Raw genomic sequence first — 21,662 nt, 5'->3', positions numbered from 1 at the left:
GAAAGGTGGCACGACAGGCCATTGATCGTAGAGTGGAAATCATCCGATACGCGATGACGACGGGGATTTTCATCACGGAAATAACAATGGCTCGTTCAAAAGTGATTTCCGCCGGGTACCGCGCCTACCGGGTGCCGTCGAGGATCCTCCGCCGGAACTCCGCCAGGACCTTCGGCGTGCGGGCCGCGGGCTCGGCCGACAGGCTCAGCCGGGTGTGGGCCATCCGGTACTCCGCGACCTGCAGCGGGTCGGTGATCATGTTGTCGGTGACGAGCTGCGGCACGTACACGGCGTCCGCCCCCTGGCCGACGCCGAACAGGCTGAACGCCCCGCCCCGCGGCCGGTAGCGGCCGTCCCGGGTCAGGTTCACCTGCAGGGCGACGTGCGGCCGCTCGGCCGCCTCGGCCAGGTGGGCGAGCTGTTCCAGCAGCACGTCCGGGCCGCCGATCGGGTCCAGCAGGGCGTGCTCCTGCACCACCGCCCAGATCCGCAGCGTCCCGTCGAGCACCCGCTCCTGGCGCCTGCGCAGGATCCGCCAGGCCAGGTCGATCTGCTCCGGCGCGGGGTCGGGGTGGTGGACCGCCAGGCGGGAGGCGCGCGCGTACCGCTCGGTTTGCAGCAGCGCCGGCACGGTGTCGTTGTTGTACGAGCGCAGCAGTTCCGCGCCGTCCTCCACCGCGAGGTTGACCAGCAGCCACAGCGGCAGCCTGCTCACGTCGTCGTACCACCAGGCGTCGTCGTGCTCGCCGCGCGCCACCGCCGCCAGCAGCTCCCGCTGGTAGGGGTCGTTCACCCCGTACAGCAGCAGCAGTTCCTCCAGGTCGGTGGGCTGGAGCTCGGCGGTGCCGTCCTCGATGCCGGTGACCACGCTCTCGTCGACACCGATCGCGTCCGCGGCCTCGGCCGCCGTCAGGCCGTGCTCGTCGCGCATGCTCCGCAGCCGGGCGCCGAGCCGGTTCGGCCCGACCTGCTCGGCGGGCCGGTGCGCCAGGAAGACCGACGAGGCGGGGTAGGGGTGGGTGGGCTCGCTCGTCAGGCGGGTGTCCGGCGCGGCCGTCCGGCCGGGGTGGCGGGCCGTCGCCAGCTCCTGGACGTCGATGCCGAAGAACCACGCGATGCCCAGCGCCTTGTCAAGCGAGAGCCCGCTGCGCTGGCCGGAGGTCAGCTGCGACAGGTAGCCCACGACGATCGGCGTCGGCGGGAAGTCCGTGCCGTCCGCGGCCTTCCCTGCAGTGATCATCCGGGCGGCTTCGCGCAGCTTGTAGGGCCGGCCGGTCTCCGGGTTCGGGGTCGCCGCGAACAGCCGGTTGAGCCGCTCGGCCAGCGGCGGCGACGTCACGACCCCACCCCGATCCTCGCGGTCCCTCAAGGTTGACAGAAGGCGAAAGCAGAGGGAACGATAACACCGATCAAGTGTTCACTACAGTGGACACCTCGTTCCGGGACACGGGGGGCGTCACATGGATCATCCTCATGCCGGTGCCGGGCCTTCGCCCCGCCGGTCCCTCCCCGGCCCGTTCCCCGGGCCCTTCTCCGGGCCCTTCCCGGGAACGCGGCCTTCGGCCGGGGCCGGAACGGGTCCGTGCCGTGACGCCCGGGACGGCGGACGATGAGGGCGGGTCGCGCGGCCGCCCACTGGCGGGAGGATCCGCTCATCGACCACCGCGCGCACGGCCCGGTGATCGGGGAGCAGGACATCATCGCCTCGGCCGAGGCCGGAGAGGACGTCTTCCCCGTGGGGTGCATGTGCGGCCGGATGCCCGTCACGCTCATCCTCGACCCCTTCAAGGTGTACGACGTCTACGCCGAGCACATGCGTGCCGAGCAGGCCGCCTCCTGGACGGGGCCGGAACGCCGTTCTTAGCATGTACATGTTAAGAAGGACGAATGGAGACGCCCGTCCCCGCCGAACCCGTGCGTGAGCGCGAGACCGCACGCGAGCCCGTACACGCGCCGGAGACCGGGTGCGGGTGCGAGCCCGCGGCAGGGCCCCGGACCGGGCACGGGACCGGGCACGGGCCCGCGGGTGAGCCGGACGTCCCGCACGAGCGGGAGCCGGAGCGCGAGCACGGCAGCCACATCATCACCGTGCTGGAGGGCGCGTGGGCCACGGTCCGCGCCCGCCACCCCGACGTCCCCCGGGTGGTGATGATCACCGGTCAGGGGCGCGACGGCCGGTGGATGAACTGGGGCCACTTCGGGCCCGACACCTGGACCGCGCAGTCCGGCAGCTCCCCGGAACTGTTCGCCTCCGGGGAGCTGATCGGCCTCGGCGGGCGCCACGTGATGCAGGCCCTGCTGCACGAGGCCGCCCACGCCCTGGCCCACGTGCGCGGCGTCAAGGAGACCAGCAACGGGTACCGCTACCACAACAAGCGGTTCGTGCGCCTGGCCGCCGAGCTGGGCCTGGCCGGTCCCGACCGGCCCGCCCCGATCACCGGCTACTCCGACTGCACGATCACCGACGCCACCGCGGAGTCCTACCGGGCGCAGATCGACGCCCTGGACGCCGAGCGCCTGCCCTACCTCGACAGCCCGCAGCGGGCCCGGCTACGCCCGTCCGAGAGCGACCAGGGCACGGAGGGCACGGCCACGGCCGCCTCGCTCCCGGTGTCCGGAGACGCGCCGCAGGAGGTCCCGGGGCGGGAGGCACGTGGCCGCGACGGGACCCGGTTCGCCGTCACGTGCTGCTGCATGCCGGCCCGCCGCCTGCAGGTCACCCCCGCGGTGTGGGAACGCGGCTCCATCGTCTGCGGGACGTGCGGGGAGGAGTTCGCACCCCCGGAGTGACGAAACGCCCCGCCCGCGGACGCCCCCCGCCGGAACCGGGACCGGGGCCGCGACCGGGACCCGGGCCGCGACCGAAGCCGGGACCGTGACCGCGACCGGGAAGGCGGGCGCCGGGAGGGCGGGGATCGGGAGGGCTCACGCCTCCCCCATCACCAGGCCCTCGATCGTGTGCTTCTGCGTGATCGGCCGCAGCTCGTCCACGGCCGGACAGGGCAGGTGGTCGCGCACCTGGGCCGGCAGGCTCTCCCGGTATCCGTGGGTGACCGCCATGTCGTGGTGCGCGGCGTTGCCCGCGCCGGGGGCGTCGACGCCCAGGACGAGCACCGGCCGGGACTTCTGCGAGTGGTTGACCGTGCCCCGGTGGATCGTCAGGGCCGAGCGGGCCGAGATGTCGCCGCGCCTCGGGTGCTTGCGCACCGCGCGCTCGATGTAGCGCGACCAGGTGTCCCGGGGCGGGAACATGCCGTGGTCGAACGACGGCTCGTCGTCCCACTGGGTGCCCGGGGCGATCTCGAAGGGGCCCATGTCGGGCTCGGTGTCCACGGCGGTGAGGTTGAACGCCAGCGAGGTGAGCCTGCGGTTCGCCCGGGTCTCCTCGGGCATCGGGAAGTCGCGGTGCCAGGGCTGGTCGACCGCCCCGGCCAGCGGCACGTCGAAGCCCAGCTCGACGATCTCGTACCGGGGACCCAGCACGGCCGTGCAGACCGCGACGACCCACGGGTGCGTGACCAGGTCGACGAAACCGCGCATCTGCTCGGGGTGGATCTCGACGTAGAAGCGGTTCGGGCCGCGGCCGACCGCGCCGCCCTCGCGGGTGAGCGCCTCCTTGAAGGCGATGTCGAGGTCCTCGGCCACCTGGTCCACCCACGCGGCCTCGAAGGCGCCCTGACGGGCCGTGATCCCGTCGCGGTACAGGTCCTCGACGGCCTGGGCCGTGCCCGCCTCGTCCATGTGCGCGTTCTTCCAGCCCGCCCGTACGGGACCCGCGGGGACTTCTCCGGCGGCCACCGGGGCCGTCGCGCGATGTGTCGTGTCGGTCATGGCACTCTCCTCATCTGCCGGACACGTCTATATTGCATCGTGGCATGCAACGTTGCAAGTGCCGGTGGCAGAATAGGATCGATGATCGGTGCCCGGGTGCCGCGACGCGGTCGCCGCCGGGCCGGTCCGGGGCGGACGAGGCAGATGTGAGGGAGGGCCGGTGGCCGGTCTCAAGGAAGTGGCGGCACGGGCCGGGGTCTCCGTGCGGACGGTGTCCAACGTCGTCAACGACTTCCCGCTGGTCGCCCCGGAGACGCGGCGGCGCGTGCAGAAGGCCCTGGAGGAGCTGCGCTACCGCCCGAACGCGGCGGCGCGGCGGCTGCGCGGCGGCCGGTCCGGGCTCATCGGGCTGGTCATACCGGAGATCGACTCTCCCTACTTCGGGGAACTGGCGTCCCTGCTGGTGCAGGAGGCGCAGGAGCACTCCTGGACGCTGCTGGTCGACCAGACCGACGGCGACCCCGACCGCGAGCGCCGGCTGCTCGAGGGCATGCCGGGGCAGATGATCGACGGCCTGATCATGAGCCCCTGGGGCCTGTCCCCGGCCGACCTGCGGCGGCGTGCCGACGCCGTGCCGCTGGTCCTGCTCGGCGAGCAGGACGCCGCCGGGCTGATCGACCACGTGAGCGTGGACTCGGTGGCGGCCTCGGCCGAGGCGACCCGGCACCTGATCGAGCTGGGCCGCCGCCGGATCGCGGCGATCGGCGTGCAGCCGCACCTGGCCAACGGCACGGCACGGCAGCGGGTGACGGGGTACCGTCAGGCGTTGCGCGACGCCGGCGCGCCCCACGACCCCGCGCTGGAGGTGCCGGTGGACGCCCTGCACCGGGCCGACGGGGCACGGGCCATGCGGTGGCTGCTGGACGAGGGGCACGCCCCGGACGCGATCGTCTGCTTCAGCGACCAGCTCGCCCTGGGGGCGATGCGGGTGGCGCTGGAACGCGGCCTGACCGTACCGGGGGACCTGGCGGTGTGCGGGTTCGACGACATCGAGGACGGGCGGTACGCCACCCCGTCGCTGACCACCGTGGCCCCGGACAAGTCGGAGATCGCCAAGAGGGCCGTCGCCTGCCTGGCCGACCGGTTGCTGAAGCCGCCGGTCCCCGGCACGACCCGCCTCGGCCGGACGGCCGCCTCCCCCGCCGTGCCGGAGCTCACGGGCGCCGCGGATCCCGGCACCGGCGAGCCGGCCGCACCGGATCCCGCCGACACCCCCGCGGAGCTCGCGGAGCTCGCGGACCCCGCCGCCGACACCGTCATGGCCCCCGCCCGTCCACCCGCGCGCAGGATCGTGACCGCGTACCGGCTGGTGATCCGCGAGAGCACCGCCGGGCGCTCCGCGGGGAGCGTGCTCAGCGGATGAGCCACACCCCGGTGTCGGGCGGCAGCAGCCCGCCCTCCAGCGGGCCGCTCGCCAGCACGACGCTCTCGTACGGCGGCAGCGGCACCGCCTCGCCGGAGAGGTTGATCACGCAGGTGAAGCCCGCGTCCCGGGAGAAGGCCAGCACGTCCGGCGCGGCACCGCCTGCGTCGCCGGCGTCCAGCCACGTCAGGTCGCCGGTGACGGCGCGCCGGGCACGCAGGGCGGCGCGGTAGAGGGCGAGCGTCGAGTCCGGGTCGCCGGTCTGCGCCTCGACGGTGCGCGCGGCCCATCCGGCCGGTTGCGGCAGCCAGGGCTCACCCGTGCCGAATCCGAACGGCGGCTCCGGGCCCGACCACGGCAGCGGCACCCGGGAGCCGTCGCGGCCCTTGACCGTGTGACCGGAACGGACCCACGTCGGGTCCCGCAGCACCTCCGCGGGCAGGTCCTCGACACCGGGCAGGCCGAGCTCCTCGCCCTGGTAGACGTACACGCCACCGGGCAGGGCGGTGCTCAGCAGCGCGGCGGCCCTGGCGCGCCGGGTGCCGAGTTCGAGGTCGGCGGGCGAGCCGTGCACGTCGGAGAAGTAGTGCGGGCCGAAGGTGGTGTCCGCCCGCCCGTAGCGGGTGACGAGCCGGGGGACGTCGTGGTTGGACAGCACCCAGGTCGGCGGGGCGCCCACCTTCGCGTGCTCGGCCAGCGTCGTGTCGATCACCTCGCGCAGGTCGCCCGCGTCCCAGGCGCAGGTGAGCATGGCGAAGTTGAAGGCCGTGTGCAGCTCGTCCGGGCGCAGGTAGCGCGCGATGCGCGCCTGGTCGGGCAGCCAGATCTCTCCCACGAAGATCCGCTCGCCGGGGTAGGAGTCGGCCACAGCCCGCCAGGCGCGGTAGATCTCGTGCACCGCCTCCTGGTCCTTCCAGGGCACGTGCCCCGGGTACCCGGCCAGGTCCGGCAGCCCTTCGGCCTTGACCAGGGCGGGGGCGACGTCGATGCGGAAGCCGTCCACCCCGCGGTCGAGCCAGAAGCGCAGGGTCCGCTCGAAGTCCGCGTGCACGTCCGGGTGGTTCCAGTTGAGGTCGGGCTGCTCGGGCGCGTACAGGTGCAGGTACCACTCGCCGTCCGGCACCCGGGTCCACGCGCGCCCGCCGAACGCCGCGGGCCAGTCGTTCGGCGGCTCGTCACCGGCGTGGAACCAGAAGCGCTCGCGCGCGGGCGACCCCGGCCCGGCCGCGAGCGCCTCCTGGAACCAGGAGTGCCGGTCGGAGCAGTGGTTGGGCACGATGTCGACGATGATCCGGACGCCCAGCGCGTGGGCCTCCTCGATCAGGCTCCCGGCCTCGGCGAGCGTGCCGAAGACCGGGTCGATGTCGCGGTGGTCGGCCACGTCGTAGCCGCCGTCGACCATCGGCGACGGGTACCACGGGGTGATCCACAGGGCGTCCGCGCCGAGCTCCGCCAGGTAGGGCAGGCGGTCGCGCAGCCCCGCTAGGTCCCCCACGCCGTCACCGTCGCCGTCGGCGAAGCTGCGCAGGTAGATCTGGTAGATGGCGGCGGTCCGCCACCACGGGTCCCGCGCGGAGGGCGGCCGGTCAGCCACCGAGCTCACGGACCACGGTGTCCAGCCGGTGCGCCAGCTCGTCGAGCCGCTCGTCGCTCGGCTCGCCGCCCGCCGCGTCCTCGCCGAGCTGCTCCTGCAGCTCACGGCGGCTGACGACGCTCAGTCCCTCGACCCGGTCCGCCGGGACGACCCGGCAGGCGCCTTCGACGTAGACCAGCGTCGCGTCGGGGTCCGGCGACGTCAGCAGCTCGCGGACGTCGTCCCGATCGACCAGTGCCATGGCTGTCATCCTCTTCCGTCCGTGTGCCCGGTCCGGTGCTACCCGTGAGACCCCGCGGTACACCGGACGGGCCCCGTCCCGGACCCGTCCCCGAGCCGGGAGGTCCGGGACGGTGCCGGGGACGGGTCCCGTCCGGCGTGCGCCGGACCCCGTACCGGCTCAGTCGGCCGGGGGTGCCGCCACCGGCACCGGGTCCTTCTCGGCGGTCAGCACGTGCACCACCGAGCCCGCGATCAGCAGCCCGAGGGGGTAGAGCAGCATCCAGCCGAAGCCGATCAGGAGCACCACCACCGGGGCGCACGCGAGCACCACCAGCAGCCAGTTCCTGGGCCCCCTGAACAGGGTGCCGTAGGCCAGGGCCGACATGGCGTAGCCGATAATGAAGTTCACCGCCGACAGCCGGAAGACCTGGTCCAGCGTGAGCACCCCGGCGCCGTACAGGACCACGACCGTGCCGAACATCAGCACGGCGACCACGATGGCCGCGACGGGGGCCCCGTTGACCCTGTTGCACACGGTCAGCCGCGCGGGCAGCAGGCGCTCGCGGGCGGTGGCGAAGATGATCCGCGAGGTGGCCCAGGTGCCGCCCATCAGCGTCGCGAAGACGATCAGGGCGCCGAGCACCGCGGCCGCGATCCCGGCCGCGGCACCGAAGACCTGCCTCAGGACCGCCGCCACCGGCGCCTGCCGGACCATCGGGTCGTTCGGGTCCAGCGACACCTGCACCGCGGTGGCGATGCCCACGTACAGGACCACGATGACGACGAAGGAGGCGGCCAGCACCAGCGGCAGGTCGCGCCGGGGGTTGTGGTACTCCTCCGTGGTCGAGGCGACCAGTTCCCAGCCGGTGAAGGCGAAGAAGACCAGCCCGACCGCCGGGAGCAGGTCGAGCCAGTTCATCGGCAACGACACCGAGCCCTGCATCTCGAAGCCGGGGGTGACGAACGGCACGGCCGCGACGACCGCGATGAGCAGCACCAGCAGCGCGGTGACGACCGTCTGGACCCCGCCCGCCAGCCGCGACCCCAGGGCGTTCAGCACGGCCACCACCGCCAGGTAGGCCAGCGTCGCCGGGAAGACGGCGTCCGGCATGCCGAGCAGCACGGCCGTGTAGTTGCCCCCGGTGATCGCCATGGCCGCCCCGCCGCAGGCCGTGGCGCCGAGCAGCACGTAGGCGACGGGCGAGGCGACGCGCCTCCCGAAGGCGGCCTGCATGAAGCCGATCACCCCGCCCGCGCTGGGGTAGCGCGAGCCGAGCTTCGAGAAGACCAGCAGCAGGGGGATCACCATGATCGCCGCCGCGACCCAGGCGAAGACCGCCGCGGATCCCACGGAGGCGTAGGCGAGCCCCGGGAGCACCAGCAGCCCACTGCCGACGATCATGCTGACCGCCAGGCCGACGCCCCGGCTGATCGTCAGGGTCTTGTGCAGTTCCTTGGATGAATCAGCCGTGGTACTCATCTTCTCCTCAATATGGGCGGAAGTACGGGGACGACGGTGGACGCCCGCCCATCCTCGGGGGTTGTCGGCTACCTGTGTCCGGAAGCGGACTCGCCGCCCGGGGCGGCACCGAGGGGTCCGGGCCGCACCAGCACCCGGTCGTCGTCGTGGGACGCGAGCAGCCGCAGCGGATCGCCGGCGCGGCAGGGCAGGGGACGCTCGAAGGTCTGCACCGCCTGCCGCCAGTGCGTCCCGTGGTCCTCGGGACCGTTGGACAGGGTGATGCCCCCGGCCAGGTCGAGCTCGAACCACATGACGATCGCGTGGCAGGTGCCGTCGGCCGTCACCGGCGCCGGCACGACGCGCTCCCGCTCGCACTCCCCGGTACGGAAGTCGAAGTCGAACAGCGGGAACGGGTCGCCGAGCAGCCGGTGCCGGTAGCTGGACAGGTACGTCGAGAAGTACTCCATCGACCTGAACTGCTGGAAGAGCGTCATGTCGAAGTCGTAGACGTTGCCCACGTGGTTGCGGGCGAACAGCTCCTCGCTCTCGACGAGCCGGCCCCACAGCCGGGCGCCCTGCGGCGCGATGACGGCGTCCGGGCGCAGCAGCTCCCGGCGGGCGTGCTCGAAGCTCGGCAGCGCGCCCTCGCCGAGCAGCGCGCAGTCGAAGATCTCGGTGAGCAGCACGTCCGCCCGGCGGGGGAGGTCGACGCCCACCCGCAGGTCGGTCGACTTCGCCTCCACGACTTTCACCCGGGAGTCCACGCCGTTCACGACCATGGTCCGCCGGGCGATCGCGGCGATGACCGGTTCCATCTCGCAGGTGACCACCATCTCGGCACCGGCCTCGACGGCCAGCAGCGACAGCAGCCCGGCCCCGGTCCCGATGTCCAGCACCAGGTCGCCGGGGCGCACCACGGCGGAGATGGCCTTGCGGTAGGCCTCGTTGCGGGCCTGGTCGTTGAGCATCGCGAAGTGCCAGCGCGGCACGAGCTGGCGCACCGCGCGGTTGAACAGGAGGTTCGCCGGGCCGTACCCGGGCTGTGCCCCTCCCGCCCCCGCGAACAGGTTGGCGGCGGTGGTGTAGTCGCGCCGGTTCATCGCGTCCATGCCGTGCTTCAGCAGGGCGTCGGCACCGGCGACCTCGGACCAGAAGAGCGACTCGGCCGCGGGCTCCGAGCCGTTCGGTACGCCCTCGACGTTCTTGATGATGGGTGTCATGAATCGCCCCTAGCTCGCGAAAACCATCTGGTGTACCGGGACCGCCTCGCCGAGACCGGCCGGCAGGTAGGCGACGACGCTGGAACCGCGCTGGATCGTGGGGACGGCGCGGTCGCAGAGGCGGTCGACGCGAAAGGTGCTGCCGTGCCAGGGGCACCGCAGCCGTTCGTCCTCGATCTCACCGAGGTGGAGCGGGCCGCCGCGGTGCGGGCAGCGGCTGTGGATCAGGTGGACGGAACCGGAACGCTCCAGGAAGAAGTACGTCTCGTCACCGGCGCGCACGGCGTTGTGCCGGGGCCACTCCAGTTCCACCCGGACGCGAGCGCTCACGAGCCGGCCCGCGTGGCCGACCGGGTGAAGGCGAGCGTGGCGCCCCCCTCGGACCGCAGACCGTACAGCCGCCCCCTGGGGACGCGCACCGCCTGGCCCGCGGTGACCTCCAGCGGCTCCCCGGTGGCGCTCCAGTGCAGCGCGGCGGTACCGGACAGCACCGAGACGGTCATGTCGTGGTCGCTGACCATCGTCTCGAACGGCGTGCCGGAGTCGATCTCGCGCGGGTCGTCCCGGTCGTCGCGGGAGCCCGTGTCCGCGGTGACGGCCTCCGGCCGCCAGGTGAGCTGCCCGACCAGGTCCGCGTCGTTGAGCCTGCCCAGGGCCCGGACGTCCTCGATGCCGCGCAGCAGCTCGCGGATGGCGAAGTCGCCGTGCTTGCGGGCGAGCGGCAGCAGGAGGTCGTTCACCGCCATCCGGCCGTGGTGCTGGTCGATGTGGGCGTGCTCGTCGAAGTAGCGGGTGTCGATCCCGTCGCCGTAGACCGCGCGGAACGTCTTCGTCATGGCGGCGAAGGACGGCGCGAACGTCGCCTCCAGGAAGGCCATGCCGCCGATGTAGCGGAAGAACTCCGACCGGTTCTTGGTGACCTTGTAGAAGTAGTTGTTCCCGGCCATCCAGCTGGGCAGGTAGGAGAACCAGTAGTGGTGCGGTTCGGCGCTCATTCCCACGCTGCGGCAGAGCTCGACGAACAGGGTGCTGTGCTTCGCGTCGAAGACGCCGTACCCGAATTCGTCGATGAATATCTTGAAGACCTCGCTCTGCTCCGGCCCGTACGCGCCGCCCAGATTCTGAGACATCGCGGTCGCCTCGGTGAGGCCGTCGAGCGCCATTTGCGCGATCATCATCTCGGCCGCCCGCCGCGGGTCCGCCGCCTGCTCGATCGCGCGCAGCGCCGGGCGGTCGTCGTTCACCGCCTCGTCGATGGCGGCCAGGACGTGCGCCTCCAGGGCGTCGCAGTCCCAGCGGCCGTTTATTCGGACATCCGCCCCGAGGGAGTCGAACACATAGGACTCGGCGACCGGCCGCACGATGTCGGAATGGAGCCGTGCCTTCCGCCCGTAGAATTCCTCGAACTGCTTCTCTTTTCCTGCGAGCCCCGAGGACGGCAGGAAGAGCGCGTCACTTTCGTAAATGTTCATCAGCAGCCGGTTGACGACCAGGCTTTCATCGGAAAGCAGTCCCTCTTCCGACAGCGGCTGATCCCACTTGATCCTGGAGAGCCGTTCGGCGTCCAGCGGACGGTGATACGGGGTGTCGTTCACATAGGGATTCCCGGTCGGCCGGTAACTCGATGCGGCGGTCAGTTCCGACACCGATTCCCCGACGGAAACAGGCTCCTGGAGTGGTCCTACGAACGTCATGTCAAGAGCGCCTTCCACGAGAGAAGAACAGTTTCTGGAGCATGGTCGATCGCAGGTCGGAGGTCACCTGTGAAAAGGGTACGTCCAAGCCTGCGTCGAGATCGGACTGCGTTGTATCGGACTGAGACGACCCCGTGTTCCGCTTCCCTGTACCCTCTATCTCTTCACTTCCCCGCGCTTTGCATCGCAGATGCTAATACAGCGCCCCAATCGGGGCAAGCCGGTCATACGGAGATTCTCCTGCCATCGCTCGTCCCGCGGAGATGGTGGTTCCGGAGCGGGAGCGGACGCACAAATTTCCACGTGGCGCAGGCCGCCGGTCACGGGAAATCCACTCTCTTCCCGTCTCCGGAAAGCACGGCATCCGGATGGACGTCAACTCACCCCTCCGACCTGCGGTTGACGCGTGGAGTTTCACCGTCCGGCGCCCTTCCATCACGGCGCGACAACGTAATCGCGGGGAAGAATACGATTAGCGGGCATCCGAAGATTGAAGAAAAAGACGACCGAATCCTGTTCGGTCCTGTTTTCGGTCCTGCGCCGATCTTCGCCAAGCGCGGGTTCAGCCGGTGCCAAGACGGGCGCGGCAGGCTGGCCCGCATGTCGTTCCTACCGAGAACCCACGAGATCCCCCCGGGCGTCCGGCACCGGCGGTTCCACATCCGGCCCATCACGGTGCACGACGCCGTACGCGACTTCGACGCCGTGATGAGCAGCGCCGACCGGCTGCGGGAGCGCTTCCCCCTGGGAGGCGGCTGGCCGCTCGACGGCATGACGCTGGAGGAGAACCTGATCGACCTGGCCTGGCACCAGAAGGAGGCCCTGCTGCGCAGGTCGTTCAACTACGCGGTGACGAGCCCCGACGGGTCGCGCCTGCTCGGGTGCGTCTACGTCGAGCCGCCGGAGAAGCGCGGGGCCGACGCCGACGTGTCGTTCTGGGTGCGGGCCGACGAGGAGGGCACCGGCCTGGAGGAGGAACTGGAGGCCGCGGTCCGCGCCTGGCTCGCGGGCTCCTGGCCCTACACCTCGGTCCGCTGGCCGGGGCGGGACATCTCCTGGGAGGAGTGGGAGCTGCTCCCCGACGTGCCGTAGGACTACCTGACGTGCCGCACATCTCCTGATACGTCGCTATGGCCTTTTGGTATGCCGCGCAAGCTTCCGGCGTGCCGCGGAAGCCGGTCGAGCACGCAAACGCCAACGATGGCGACCAATGGCGCAATACCCCTTTCAAGCCGTCCCGACTTTCCTCGATCGCTACCCTTCGCAAGGGAATGTCAACGGTGAGTAAAGGGGCGCTGATGGGACGAAGGCTGATCGTCATGGCCGCCGGGGCGGGGGTGGTCGTCGCCGCCGGGGCGATGCTGCTCGTCTCCGGCGAGCAGGGGTCGCGGGCCGCCGGTTCCTCCGCGCGCCTGCCGGCGCTGGAGGATCCGCTGACCGGGCAGGAGGTGGCGCGGGCCGGTGCGATCGCGTCGGCGGGCTCCCGGTCGCACCTGGCCGCGGGCCGGACCAAGCTGCTCTACGTGGAGCGCGACGACGACAAGGACTCCGCGGGCCACCGCCGCGCCGACGCCTACCTGTACGACTACGGCGGCGACCGGCTCATCGTGCGGACGGTGGACCTCGGCCGGGGCACGGTCGTACGGGAGACCGTGGCGCGGGGGGTGCAGCCGCCGCCGTCCAAGGAGGAGGAGAACACCGCGGCCGGGCTCCTGCTGGGAGACCCGCGGTACGCCAGGGGGCTGCGCGAGGCGTACGCCAAGGCCGGGGGCGGTCCGCTGCGGTCCGCGACGGCCCTGGGGCTGCGCGGGCTGATCTTCACCCCGTCCGGTGAGAGCGGGTCCGCGCGCCAGTGCGAGACCCACCGGTGCCTGCGGCTGTTCGTCCGGCTGCCCGACGCCACCTGGCTGGACACCAGCCGGATCGTCGTCGACCTGTCCGCCAAGAAGATCCACACCCTGGAGTGGTGACCGGTGTCCCTGCGCTTCCTGCTGTCCTGCGCCCTGCTCGCCGGGGTCCTCACCGCACCGGCCGCGCCGTCGGAGGCGACCGCCGCGACCACCGGGCCGCCGGGATCGGCCACCTCGGCCACCGTGACCACCGGGCCGCCGGGATCGGCCACCGCGTCCGGCCCGCCTCCGATGGCCGCCCCCGCGGGGGCGGTGCCCAGCCCGCCCCCCGCGGCGCCGTGCAACGCGCCGTACCGGATCGACAAGACCCTGCCCAACGGGGCGCGCTGGCAGCTCTGCTGGGAGATGCGCAACGTCGAGGGGCTGACCCTGAGCAGGATCGTCTACACCCCCCGGGGCCAGCGGGCGCTCACCGTGCTGCGCAGCACCTCGCTGGCCCAGATCCACGTCCCGTACGACCGAGGCCGTCCGCGCTACCACGACATCGGGTCGCTGGGGCACACCGCCGTCCCGCTGCGGGCCGCCGACTGCCCGCTCGGCGAGCGCCGCGAGCAGTTCGTCTGCGTGACGACCCGGGCCCGCGGCCACGCGCACCTCAAGGCGGTCCCCGACCGGCTGAACGTGACGGCCCAGGGCCGTGAGCTGGTGGTGTTCGCCGCCTTCCAGGTCGGCTGGTACACCTACCTCGCCGAGTGGGCCTTCGCCGACGACGGCGCGATCACCCCCCGGGTGGGGGCCACCGGGTCCCTCGCCGGGTTCACCACCACGCCGGAGTACGGCTGGCCGATCGGGGTGGGCGAGACGAAGTTCGAGGCCAGTCACACGCACAACGTCTTCTGGCGGCTGGACTTCGACGTCGCGGGACGGGCCGACGACGTGGTGGAGCAGTACGACTTCACCGGTTCCGGCACCGCGAACCGGCGGCTCGCCCGGACGGCGTTCACCACCGAGACCGCGACGGTGAGCAAGCCGATGCGCTGGTGGCGGGTGGTGGACCGCAAGGTGCGCAACGCCGACCGGCACCCCGTCTCCTGGGAGATCAACAACTCCGACAGCGCGCAGTACCGCGGCCCGGCGGACGAGGCCTTCACCCGGGCCGACCTCTACGTCACCGACTACCACGCCTGCGAGCGGCTGGCGACGGTCAACCCCTCCCCGCGGTGCGCCCGGTCCGTCGACCGCTACGTCAACGGGGAGCGGGTCGCCGACCCCGTCCTGTGGGTCAACGTCGGCTTCCACCACGTCCCGCGCGACGAGGACGCCGACCCGATGCCGAGCCACTGGCAGGGGTTCCGCATCACCCCGCGCGACGTCACCGCCAAGAACCCGTACTGAGCCCCGCGGCCCCGCTACCCCCGCTGCCCCGGGACCGGACCCCGCCCGGCGTCACCGCCGGGACCCGTCCGTCCGGAGCGTCCTCCCCGGAGTCGATCCATGATCGGATACGGTCGGCGGAAAGTGCTGGGACAGGCCCCGCACGACCCGTCATCGTGACTTTCACCTCACTCCCCTCCGCACGTTTTCCCGACGCGCATGGTGATAGCGGACAGGGGCATGGGTGGAGCACCCGAGTAGGGCAAGGTAGGGGCCAACGATCTACGGGAGTAAGCATGAACGCGCACCTGGACCTGGACCGGCTCGCGGGCGGAGCGCACCATGACCCGCACTCGATCCTCGGGTCCCATCCGGGTCCCGAGGGTGTGACGATCCGGACGCTGCGGCCGATGGCGCGGCAGGTCCAGGTGCTCGTGGACGGCGAGGCCCACGACATGGAGCACGTCGCCCACGGCGTGTTCGCGGTGACGATCCCCGGCCTGGACAAGATCCCCGACTACCGGCTCCGGGTCTCCTACCCCGGCGCCGAGCCGTACGAGGCCCTCGACCCCTACCGGTACTGGCCCACGCTGGGCGAGGTGGACCTGCACCTCATCGGCGAGGGACGGCACGAGCGGCTCTGGGAGGTCCTCGGCGCCCGGGTCATGCGGCACGAGGACGCCGAGGGCACCGCCTTCGCCGTGTGGGCGCCCAACGCCCGCGGCGTCCGGGTCATCGGCGACTTCAACCACTGGGACGGCGTGGCGTACCCGATGCGCTCGCTCGGCAGGTCGGGCGTGTGGGAGCTGTTCGTCCCCGGGCTGGGCCCCGGCGACCGGTACAAGTTCAGCATCCTGGGCGCCGACGGGGTCTGGCGCGCCAAGGCCGACCCCATGGCCCGGCGCACCGAGCTGCCGCCCGCGACCGCCTCGATCATCGAGAGGTCGGAGTACGACTGGCACGACGAGGAGTGGATGCGGCGCCGGACCGAGAGCGGCGCGACGCACGCGCCGATGAGCGTCTACGAGGTGCACCTCGGCTCGTGGCGTCCGGGCCTGTCGTACCGGGAGCTGGCCGTCCAGCTCGTCGAGTACGTGACGGAGATGGGCTTCACCCACGTGGAGCTCATGCCGGTGGCCGAGCACCCGTTCGGCGGCTCGTGGGGCTACCAGGTGACGTCCTACTACGCGCCGACGTCCCGGTTCGGCTCCCCCGACGACTTCCGCCATCTGGTCGACAGCCTGCACGCGGCGGGCATCGGCGTGCTGGTCGACTGGGTGCCCGCGCACTTCCCGATGGACGAGTGGGCGCTGGCCCGGTTCGACGGCACCCCGCTGTACGAGCACGCCGACCCGGCGCGCGGCGAGCACCCGGAGTGGGGCACCTACATCTTCGACTTCGGCCGCCGGGAGGTGCGCAACTTCCTGGTCGCCAACGCGGTGTACTGGCTGCGCGAGTTCCACGTCGACGGGTTGCGGGTGGACGCGGTCGCCTCGATGCTCTACCTGGACTACTCGCGGCGCGAGGGCGAGTGGACGCCCAACGAGTACGGCGGCCGGGAGAACCTCGACGCCGTGGCGTTCCTCAAGGAGATGAACGCGGTCGCCTACCGCGAGGCGCCGGGCATCGTGACCATCGCCGAGGAGTCGACCGCGTGGCCGGGCGTCTCCCGCCCGGTCCACCTGGGCGGGCTCGGCTTCGGGTTCAAGTGGAACATGGGCTGGATGCACGACACCCTGGCCTACCTCAAGCACGAGCCGGTCTTCCGGCAGTACCACCACCACCAGATGACGTTCTCGCTGATGTACGCGTACTCGGAGAACTTCGTGCTGCCGTTGTCGCACGACGAGGTGGTGCACGGCAAGGGGTCGCTGCTCGGCAAGATGTCCGGTGACGAGTGGCAGCGGTTCGCGAACCTGCGCGCGCTCTACGCCTTCATGTGGGCGCACCCGGGCAAGCAGCTGCTGTTCATGGGGTGCGAGTTCGGCCAGGGCTCGGAGTGGTCGGAGGAGCGCGGCCTGGACTGGTGGGTGCTGGACTTCGACGGGCACCGGGGGGTGCAGCGGCTGGTCCGCGACCTGAACCGGGTCTACCGGGAGTCCCCGGCGCTGTGGAGCCTGGACACCTCCCCGGAGGGTTTCCGCTGGATCGACGCCGACGACGCGCTGGGCAACACGTTCTCCTTCCTGCGGTACGCCGAGGACGGCTCCGCGGTGGCCTGCGTGGCCAACTTCTCCGGCGCGACGCACCGGGACTACCGTCTCGGGCTGCCCTTCCCCGGCCGGTGGGAGGAGGTGCTCAACACCGACGCCTACGACTACGCGGGCAGCGGCGTGGGCAACCTCGGCAGCGTCGAGGCCGTCGAGGAGCCGCGCCACGGCCTGCCGTACTCGGCCTCGCTGAGCGTCCCGCCGCTGGGCGCCCTGTGGCTGCGCCACCCCGGGATGCCCAAGCCCGTCGTGGAGGACGCGGCCGAGGCCGTCGGGGCCGTCGGGGTCGCGGAGCAGGGGACGGTCCTGGAGCGGACGGAGCAGGAGATGGCCGTGGAGCGGCTGGAGGCGGCGGCCGAACCGGCCCCCGCGCTCGCGCCGGTCACCGAACCCGCTACCGAGCCTGTGACGGCGCCCGCTACCGAGCCGGTGCCCGCACCCGCCACTGAGCCGGTGGCGGCACCCGCGGCCGAGCCGGTCACCGAACCGGTCACCGCACCCGCGGCCGAGCCGGTCGTCCGGCCGGTCGCCGACGAGGGGCCGAAGGGCGGCGGGGCCGGACCCGCCTGACCCGAGATCTCCCCGTCCGCAAAGTCCCGCAAGGTTCCGCAAGGGTCCCGCGGGATTCCGCAGACTCCCGTCCTCGGGAACGGACCCGGGCCGGTCGCACCCCGGTGCGACCGGCCCGCCCGCGTTCCCCGCCCGTCCCTTCTGCGTACCGGGCGCGCCTCCCCAGGCCAAGCCGGCCCCGGCCCGTTCACGGGCCGTCATCCCCGATGGCATCGGCCCTTCGGTGCACCACCAAAAACCTTAAATCGGCCTTATATCCGCGAACAAGGCATTGACCGTCGGTGCACCGGACACTTACGCTCTGGAAACTAATAGGAAACTTTCCTATGAATACGGGGGCTAGGCACTCTCTGACCTGGAGCGACCCTTGCGACGAATCACCATCGGCTCCTTCATCGCGGCGGCTGCGCTGCTGGTTCCATTGGGAATCGGCACCGCGACGGCCGCCACACCCGCCACCGCGACCTACTCGACCTCCTCGAACTGGGGCTCCGGCTTCGAGGGCAAGGTCGTCGTGAAGGCAGGAACGAGCGCGCTGACGAGCTGGAAGGTGGAGTTCGACCTCCCCTCCGGCACGTCCATCGGCTCCTCCTGGGACGCGGACCTGACGAAGAGCGGTAACCACTACACCTTCGTCAACAAGTCCTGGAACGGCGCCCTGGCCGCCGGCGCCTCGACGAGCTTCGGCTTCAACGGCACGGGGGGCGGAATCTCCGACGTGCTGAACTGCAAGCTCAACGGCGCCCCCTGCAGCGGCGGCGGGACCACCGACCCGACCCCCACCCCGACGCCGACGGTCACCCCCACGGTGACCCCGACGCCGACGCCGACGCCGACGGTCACCCCGACCGTCCAGCCGCCCGGCGGCAAGAAGATCGTCGGCTACTTCACCCAGTGGGGCGTCTACGGCCGTAACTTCCACGTGAAGAACCTGGTCACCAACGGCTCCGCGCAGAAGCTGACGCACATCCTGTACGCCTTCGGCAACACCACCGGCGGCAGGTGCACGATCGGCGACTCCTACGCCGACTACGACAAGGCCTACACCGCCGACCAGAGCGTCGACGGCGTGGCCGACACCTGGGACCAGCCGCTGCGCGGCAACTTCAACCAGCTGCGCAAGCTGAAGAAGGCCTACCCGAACATCAAGGTCATCTGGTCCTTCGGCGGCTGGACCTGGTCCGGCGGCTTCACCCAGGCCGCGCAGAACCCGGCCGCGTTCGCCGACTCCTGCCACAACCTGGTCGAGGACCCGCGCTGGGCCGACGTGTTCGACGGCATCGACATCGACTGGGAGTACCCCAACGCCTGTGGCCTGACCTGTGACACCAGCGGTCCGGCGGCGTTCAAGAACATCATCTCCGCGCTGCGCTCCAAGTTCGGTTCCAGCGCCCTGATCACCGCGGCCACCACGGCCGACGGCTCCAACGGCGGCAAGATCGACGCCGCCGACTACGCCGGGGCCATCAACGACCTGAACTGGCTCATGCCGATGACGTACGACTACTTCGGCGCGTTCAACGCTCAGGGTCCGACGGCTCCGCACTCCCCGCTGACCTCCTACACCGGCATCCCCCAGGCCGGGTTCAACTCCGACGCGGCGATCCAGAAGTTCAAGGCCAAGGGCATCCCGGCCAGCAAGCTGCTGCTGGGCATCGGCTTCTACGGCCGCGGCTGGACCGGCGTGACCCAGGCGGCTCCGGGCGGCACCGCCACCGGCGCGGCCCAGGGCACCTACGAGGCCGGGATCGACGACTACAAGGTCCTCAAGACCAAGTGCCCGCCCACCGGCACCGTCGGCGGCACGGCGTACGCCTTCTGCAACGGCAACTGGTGGAGCTACGACACCCCCGCCACCATCGCCGGGAAGATGACCTACGCCAAGAACCAGGGTCTGGGCGGTGCGTTCTTCTGGGAGACCAGCGGCGACACCACCAACGGCGAACTCATCACCGCGATCGCCAACGGGCTCAAGTAACATTCCGACCACTCGACCCTCCGTGCGCGTCACGCCGCGGAGGGTCGAGCTTTTCTCCGAAGATCCTCTGAATTCACGGCAGGGTATTCACGCGGGACATACGTCTGCTTAGACTCCGAATCGCCTGTTTCATCCCCCCGGAGGACGCGTGCGACTTCGAGCTCTCGTGGCCATGGCGATGATCCTCAGCGTCGCTCCGGCGGTGCCCGCCCTCGCCGACGGCACCCCGGCCCCTCCGGCCGCGTCGGCGAGCGCGACCTACCCGCCACCCGTGACACCTCCGGACGGCGGGACGACGGGCGCCACCGCCCCGCCCGCCCAGACCCCTCAACCCCCCTCCTCCTCCGACGGCGGCCCTCCCGCCGCCCTGCCGAAGCTGGAGGCCGGGCTGGCCGACGACGGGCCGGCCGGTGACGACGACGGGACCCGGGTCATCGTCGAGCTGGCCGCCCCCGCCGAGGCGGCCCCGGTGGCTGGCCAGGCGCGGTCGCTGCCCGGCTCCGAGGTCGTCCTGGAACCGGCGGACACCTCGTTCATCGTGGTCGAGGCCACCGGTGAGTCCCTGGAGCGGCTGGCCGAGGACCCGCGCGTCCGCTCCATCCGGCGCGACCGCACCTACTCCGCCGTCTCCCCGGCCTCGCTCACCTCCCTCACGTCGGCCTCCGCCGCGGCCACCCTGGCCTCCAGCCTCCAGCTGATCGGCGCGGACAAAGCGCACGCCGCCGGTACCCGGGGACAGGGCCAGACGATCGCGATCATCGACACCGGGATCGACGGCGACCACCCCGACTTCGGGGGCAAGGTCGTGGAGCAGGCCTGCTTCTCCGCCACCGACGACGGCGCCCGGTCCCTGTGCCCCAACGGGCAGACCAGCGATCTCGGATCCGCCGACGCCGAGACCCCCGCCTGCGTGGACGGCCAGGTCAACCTGTGCGACCACGGCACCCACGTGGCCGGTATCGCCCACGCCGTCGCGCCGGACGCCGACATCGTGGCGCTCCAGGTCTTCAGCAGGGTCGACGACTGCGACGGCACCGGCACGGCCTGCCTGACCGCCTTCGAGTCCACGATCCTGCTCGCCCTGAAGCACGTCGCGAAGCTCAAGGAGAGCGGCAGGAACGTCGCCGCGGTGAACATGAGCCTCGGCGGCGGCCTGTACGAGGGGGCGTGCGACGCCGAGCCCGAGCTGAGCGCGATGAAGGGCCGCGTCGACGACCTCCGCGCCAAGGGCGTGGCCGTCGTGGCCGCGGCCGGGAACGAGGGCGTCGCCGGGGCCGGGGCGCCCGGCTGCTTCTCCGGGGCGGTGACCGTGGGCGCGACGGGCGACGACGACGGCGTCCCCCCGTGGTCCAACCACGGCTCCGTGCTCGACCTGTTCGCCCCCGGCCTGGAGATCGAGTCCGCGGTGCCGGGCGGCGGCCACCAAGTCTACAGCGGCACCTCGATGTCCACCCCGTTCGTCACCGGCGCGCTGGCGCTGGCGGCCCAGAAGGCCCCGGGCACCCCGGACGCGCTGGCCGAGGTGCTCACCAGATCGGGACGGCCGATCGTCCACGGCACGGTGACCACCCCGCGCCTCGACCTGAACGCCGCGCTCGCCGGAGGCACCCCCGGCTCTCCCGTCACCCCGCCCCCGCCCGCGAGCGACGACCCGGGCGGCCCCGGCGACCCCCCGTCCGACCCTCCGGCCGACGACCCCGGCACCGACCCCAGCCCGGAGCCGAGCTCGGGTCCCTCCCCGACGACCACGCCGGACGACCCGGCGCCCAGCCCGATCCCGCTGCCGACGGTGACGATCACCGTGACCGTGACCGTCCCCCCGCCCGGGGCGTCGGCGGGAGCGCCCGCGGTGTGCACCCGCGGCAGGTCCACGGGGACCACGGGGACCACGAGAACGCTGACGGCCGCGCAGTGGGCGGCCGAGATGGGCCGGGGCAAGGGCAGGATCCCGGACGCGACTCTCGGCTGCTACCTGGGCCTGGTGGGCAAGGCCAGCAAGGTCTTCCCCGAGATCACCCGCGTCTCCGGCCCGGTGGCCGCGTACCGGGTGCTCGTCCCGGCGAAGAGGACCGCGCGGGCCGTGATGGAGCGCGAGCTGCTCGCCTCCTGGCTGAACTGGGCGAACGGCGCGGTGAACCTCACCACCACGATCAAGGGGAAGGGCACCCTGAAGGCCGTGCTGACCTCGGTGGAGAGGCAGCGCCTGAAGGGCTCCGCCCCGGCCGCGTCCACCTCGCTGCTGAGGAAGCAGGTGAACGCCCGCAGGCCCGCCTGAGCCCACCGCCTCACAGGTC

At 71.8% G+C, this 21,662-nt stretch carries 17 protein-coding genes; 9 read left to right on the top strand and 8 right to left on the bottom strand.

The features are described 5' to 3' along the window. Positions 1-124 precede the first annotated feature (124 nt). The gene (locus ABD832_RS13770) at positions 125-1,339 is read right to left on the bottom strand and encodes a helix-turn-helix domain-containing protein (protein WP_344893933.1); all 1,215 of its coding nucleotides are present in this window, start codon (positions 1,337-1,339) and stop codon (positions 125-127) included. A gap of 270 nt (positions 1,340-1,609) precedes the next feature. On the opposite strand from ABD832_RS13770, the gene ABD832_RS13765 reads away from it, so the two are divergent. Beyond that, positions 1,610-1,864, top strand: a complete 255-nt coding sequence (locus ABD832_RS13765; RefSeq protein ID WP_344893930.1) for a hypothetical protein — start codon at positions 1,610-1,612, stop codon at positions 1,862-1,864. Positions 1,865-1,887: 23 nt separating this feature from the next. Next, on the top strand, positions 1,888-2,790 hold the full coding sequence (locus ABD832_RS13760) for a hypothetical protein (RefSeq protein ID WP_344893927.1): 903 nt from the start codon (positions 1,888-1,890) through the stop codon (positions 2,788-2,790). Between the two features lie 135 nt (positions 2,791-2,925). On the opposite strand, the gene ABD832_RS13755 is transcribed toward ABD832_RS13760, so the two are convergent. Then, entirely contained in the window at positions 2,926-3,831 is a 906-nt protein-coding gene (locus tag ABD832_RS13755) for a phytanoyl-CoA dioxygenase family protein (protein ID WP_344893923.1), read from the bottom strand. A gap of 160 nt (positions 3,832-3,991) precedes the next feature. Here ABD832_RS13755 and ABD832_RS13750 point away from each other — a divergent pair, with 160 nt between their 5' ends. Next, entirely contained in the window at positions 3,992-5,194 is a 1,203-nt protein-coding gene (locus tag ABD832_RS13750; protein ID WP_344893920.1) for a LacI family DNA-binding transcriptional regulator, read from the top strand. Here ABD832_RS13750 and ABD832_RS13745 read toward each other — a convergent pair. The 6 genes from ABD832_RS13745 to ABD832_RS13720 form a co-directional block, all read right to left on the bottom strand. After that, on the bottom strand, positions 5,184-6,797 hold the full coding sequence (locus tag ABD832_RS13745) for a glycoside hydrolase family 13 protein (protein WP_344893917.1): 1,614 nt from the start codon (positions 6,795-6,797) through the stop codon (positions 5,184-5,186). The genes ABD832_RS13750 and ABD832_RS13745 overlap by 11 nt on opposite strands. Continuing rightward, the gene (locus tag ABD832_RS13740) at positions 6,781-7,029 is read right to left on the bottom strand and encodes a hypothetical protein (RefSeq protein ID WP_344893915.1); all 249 of its coding nucleotides are present in this window, start codon (positions 7,027-7,029) and stop codon (positions 6,781-6,783) included. Before ABD832_RS13740 ends, ABD832_RS13745 begins: the two co-directional genes overlap by 17 nt. A 159-nt stretch (positions 7,030-7,188) precedes the next feature. Beyond that, positions 7,189-8,490, bottom strand: coding sequence for an APC family permease (locus tag ABD832_RS13735; RefSeq protein ID WP_344893912.1), 1,302 nt, complete (start codon positions 8,488-8,490; stop codon positions 7,189-7,191). A 68-nt stretch (positions 8,491-8,558) separates the two neighbouring features. Next, the gene (locus ABD832_RS13730; protein WP_344893909.1) at positions 8,559-9,692 is read right to left on the bottom strand and encodes a class I SAM-dependent methyltransferase; all 1,134 of its coding nucleotides are present in this window, start codon (positions 9,690-9,692) and stop codon (positions 8,559-8,561) included. Between the two features lie 9 nt (positions 9,693-9,701). Then, positions 9,702-10,022, bottom strand: coding sequence for a Rieske (2Fe-2S) protein (locus tag ABD832_RS13725; protein WP_344893906.1), 321 nt, complete (start codon positions 10,020-10,022; stop codon positions 9,702-9,704). Continuing rightward, positions 10,019-11,287 (bottom strand): iron-containing redox enzyme family protein, encoded by a 1,269-nt coding sequence (locus ABD832_RS13720; RefSeq protein WP_344893903.1) that lies wholly within the window; start codon positions 11,285-11,287, stop codon positions 10,019-10,021. The genes ABD832_RS13725 and ABD832_RS13720 overlap by 4 nt, the downstream gene beginning before the upstream one ends. 699 nt (positions 11,288-11,986) lie before the next feature. On the opposite strand from ABD832_RS13720, the gene ABD832_RS13715 reads away from it, so the two are divergent. From ABD832_RS13715 to ABD832_RS13690, 6 genes are all read left to right on the top strand, one after another. Then, the gene (locus ABD832_RS13715; protein ID WP_344893900.1) at positions 11,987-12,478 is read left to right on the top strand and encodes a GNAT family N-acetyltransferase; all 492 of its coding nucleotides are present in this window, start codon (positions 11,987-11,989) and stop codon (positions 12,476-12,478) included. Between the two features lie 206 nt (positions 12,479-12,684). Next, a complete protein-coding gene (locus tag ABD832_RS13710; RefSeq protein ID WP_344893897.1) occupies positions 12,685-13,356 on the top strand; it encodes a hypothetical protein in 672 nt (223 codons plus the stop codon). A gap of 3 nt (positions 13,357-13,359) precedes the next feature. Further along, positions 13,360-14,631: a copper amine oxidase gene (locus ABD832_RS13705; RefSeq protein ID WP_344893894.1), complete on the top strand. Its 1,272-nt coding sequence runs from the start codon at positions 13,360-13,362 to the stop codon at positions 14,629-14,631. Positions 14,632-14,906: 275 nt separating this feature from the next. Beyond that, positions 14,907-17,390 (top strand): 1,4-alpha-glucan branching protein GlgB, encoded by a 2,484-nt coding sequence (glgB, locus tag ABD832_RS13700; RefSeq protein WP_344893891.1) that lies wholly within the window; start codon positions 14,907-14,909, stop codon positions 17,388-17,390. 367 nt (positions 17,391-17,757) lie between these two features. Next, complete coding sequence (locus ABD832_RS13695; RefSeq protein WP_344893888.1) at positions 17,758-19,368, top strand: glycosyl hydrolase family 18 protein; 1,611 nt, start codon at positions 17,758-17,760, stop codon at positions 19,366-19,368. Between the two features lie 148 nt (positions 19,369-19,516). Next, the gene (locus ABD832_RS13690) at positions 19,517-21,643 is read left to right on the top strand and encodes a S8 family peptidase (protein WP_344893885.1); all 2,127 of its coding nucleotides are present in this window, start codon (positions 19,517-19,519) and stop codon (positions 21,641-21,643) included. Positions 21,644-21,662 lie beyond the last annotated feature (19 nt).

This window comes from Streptosporangium longisporum (assembly GCF_039534895.1).
Classification (GTDB): domain Bacteria; phylum Actinomycetota; class Actinomycetes; order Streptosporangiales; family Streptosporangiaceae; genus Streptosporangium; species Streptosporangium longisporum.
Note: the sequence above shows the minus strand (reverse complement) of the source record. Positions and strands in the feature narration are given on the sequence as shown.

What these genes read in the sequence shown, in the direction of transcription:
- ABD832_RS13765 (WP_344893930.1), top strand. Translation starts at nt 1,610, where the DNA reads ATGAGGGCGGGTCGCGCGGCCGCCCACTGGCGGGAGGATCCGCTCATC.
- ABD832_RS13760 (WP_344893927.1), top strand. Translation starts at nt 1,888, where the DNA reads ATGGAGACGCCCGTCCCCGCCGAACCCGTGCGTGAGCGCGAGACCGCA.
- ABD832_RS13730 (WP_344893909.1), bottom strand. Translation starts at nt 9,692, where the DNA reads ATGACACCCATCATCAAGAACGTCGAGGGCGTACCGAACGGCTCGGAG.
- ABD832_RS13715 (WP_344893900.1), top strand. Translation starts at nt 11,987, where the DNA reads ATGTCGTTCCTACCGAGAACCCACGAGATCCCCCCGGGCGTCCGGCAC.
- ABD832_RS13710 (WP_344893897.1), top strand. Translation starts at nt 12,685, where the DNA reads ATGGGACGAAGGCTGATCGTCATGGCCGCCGGGGCGGGGGTGGTCGTC.
- ABD832_RS13755 (WP_344893923.1), bottom strand. Translation starts at nt 3,831, where the DNA reads ATGACCGACACGACACATCGCGCGACGGCCCCGGTGGCCGCCGGAGAA.
- ABD832_RS13740 (WP_344893915.1), bottom strand. Translation starts at nt 7,029, where the DNA reads ATGGCACTGGTCGATCGGGACGACGTCCGCGAGCTGCTGACGTCGCCG.
- ABD832_RS13735 (WP_344893912.1), bottom strand. Translation starts at nt 8,490, where the DNA reads ATGAGTACCACGGCTGATTCATCCAAGGAACTGCACAAGACCCTGACG.
- glgB (WP_344893891.1), top strand. Translation starts at nt 14,907, where the DNA reads ATGAACGCGCACCTGGACCTGGACCGGCTCGCGGGCGGAGCGCACCAT.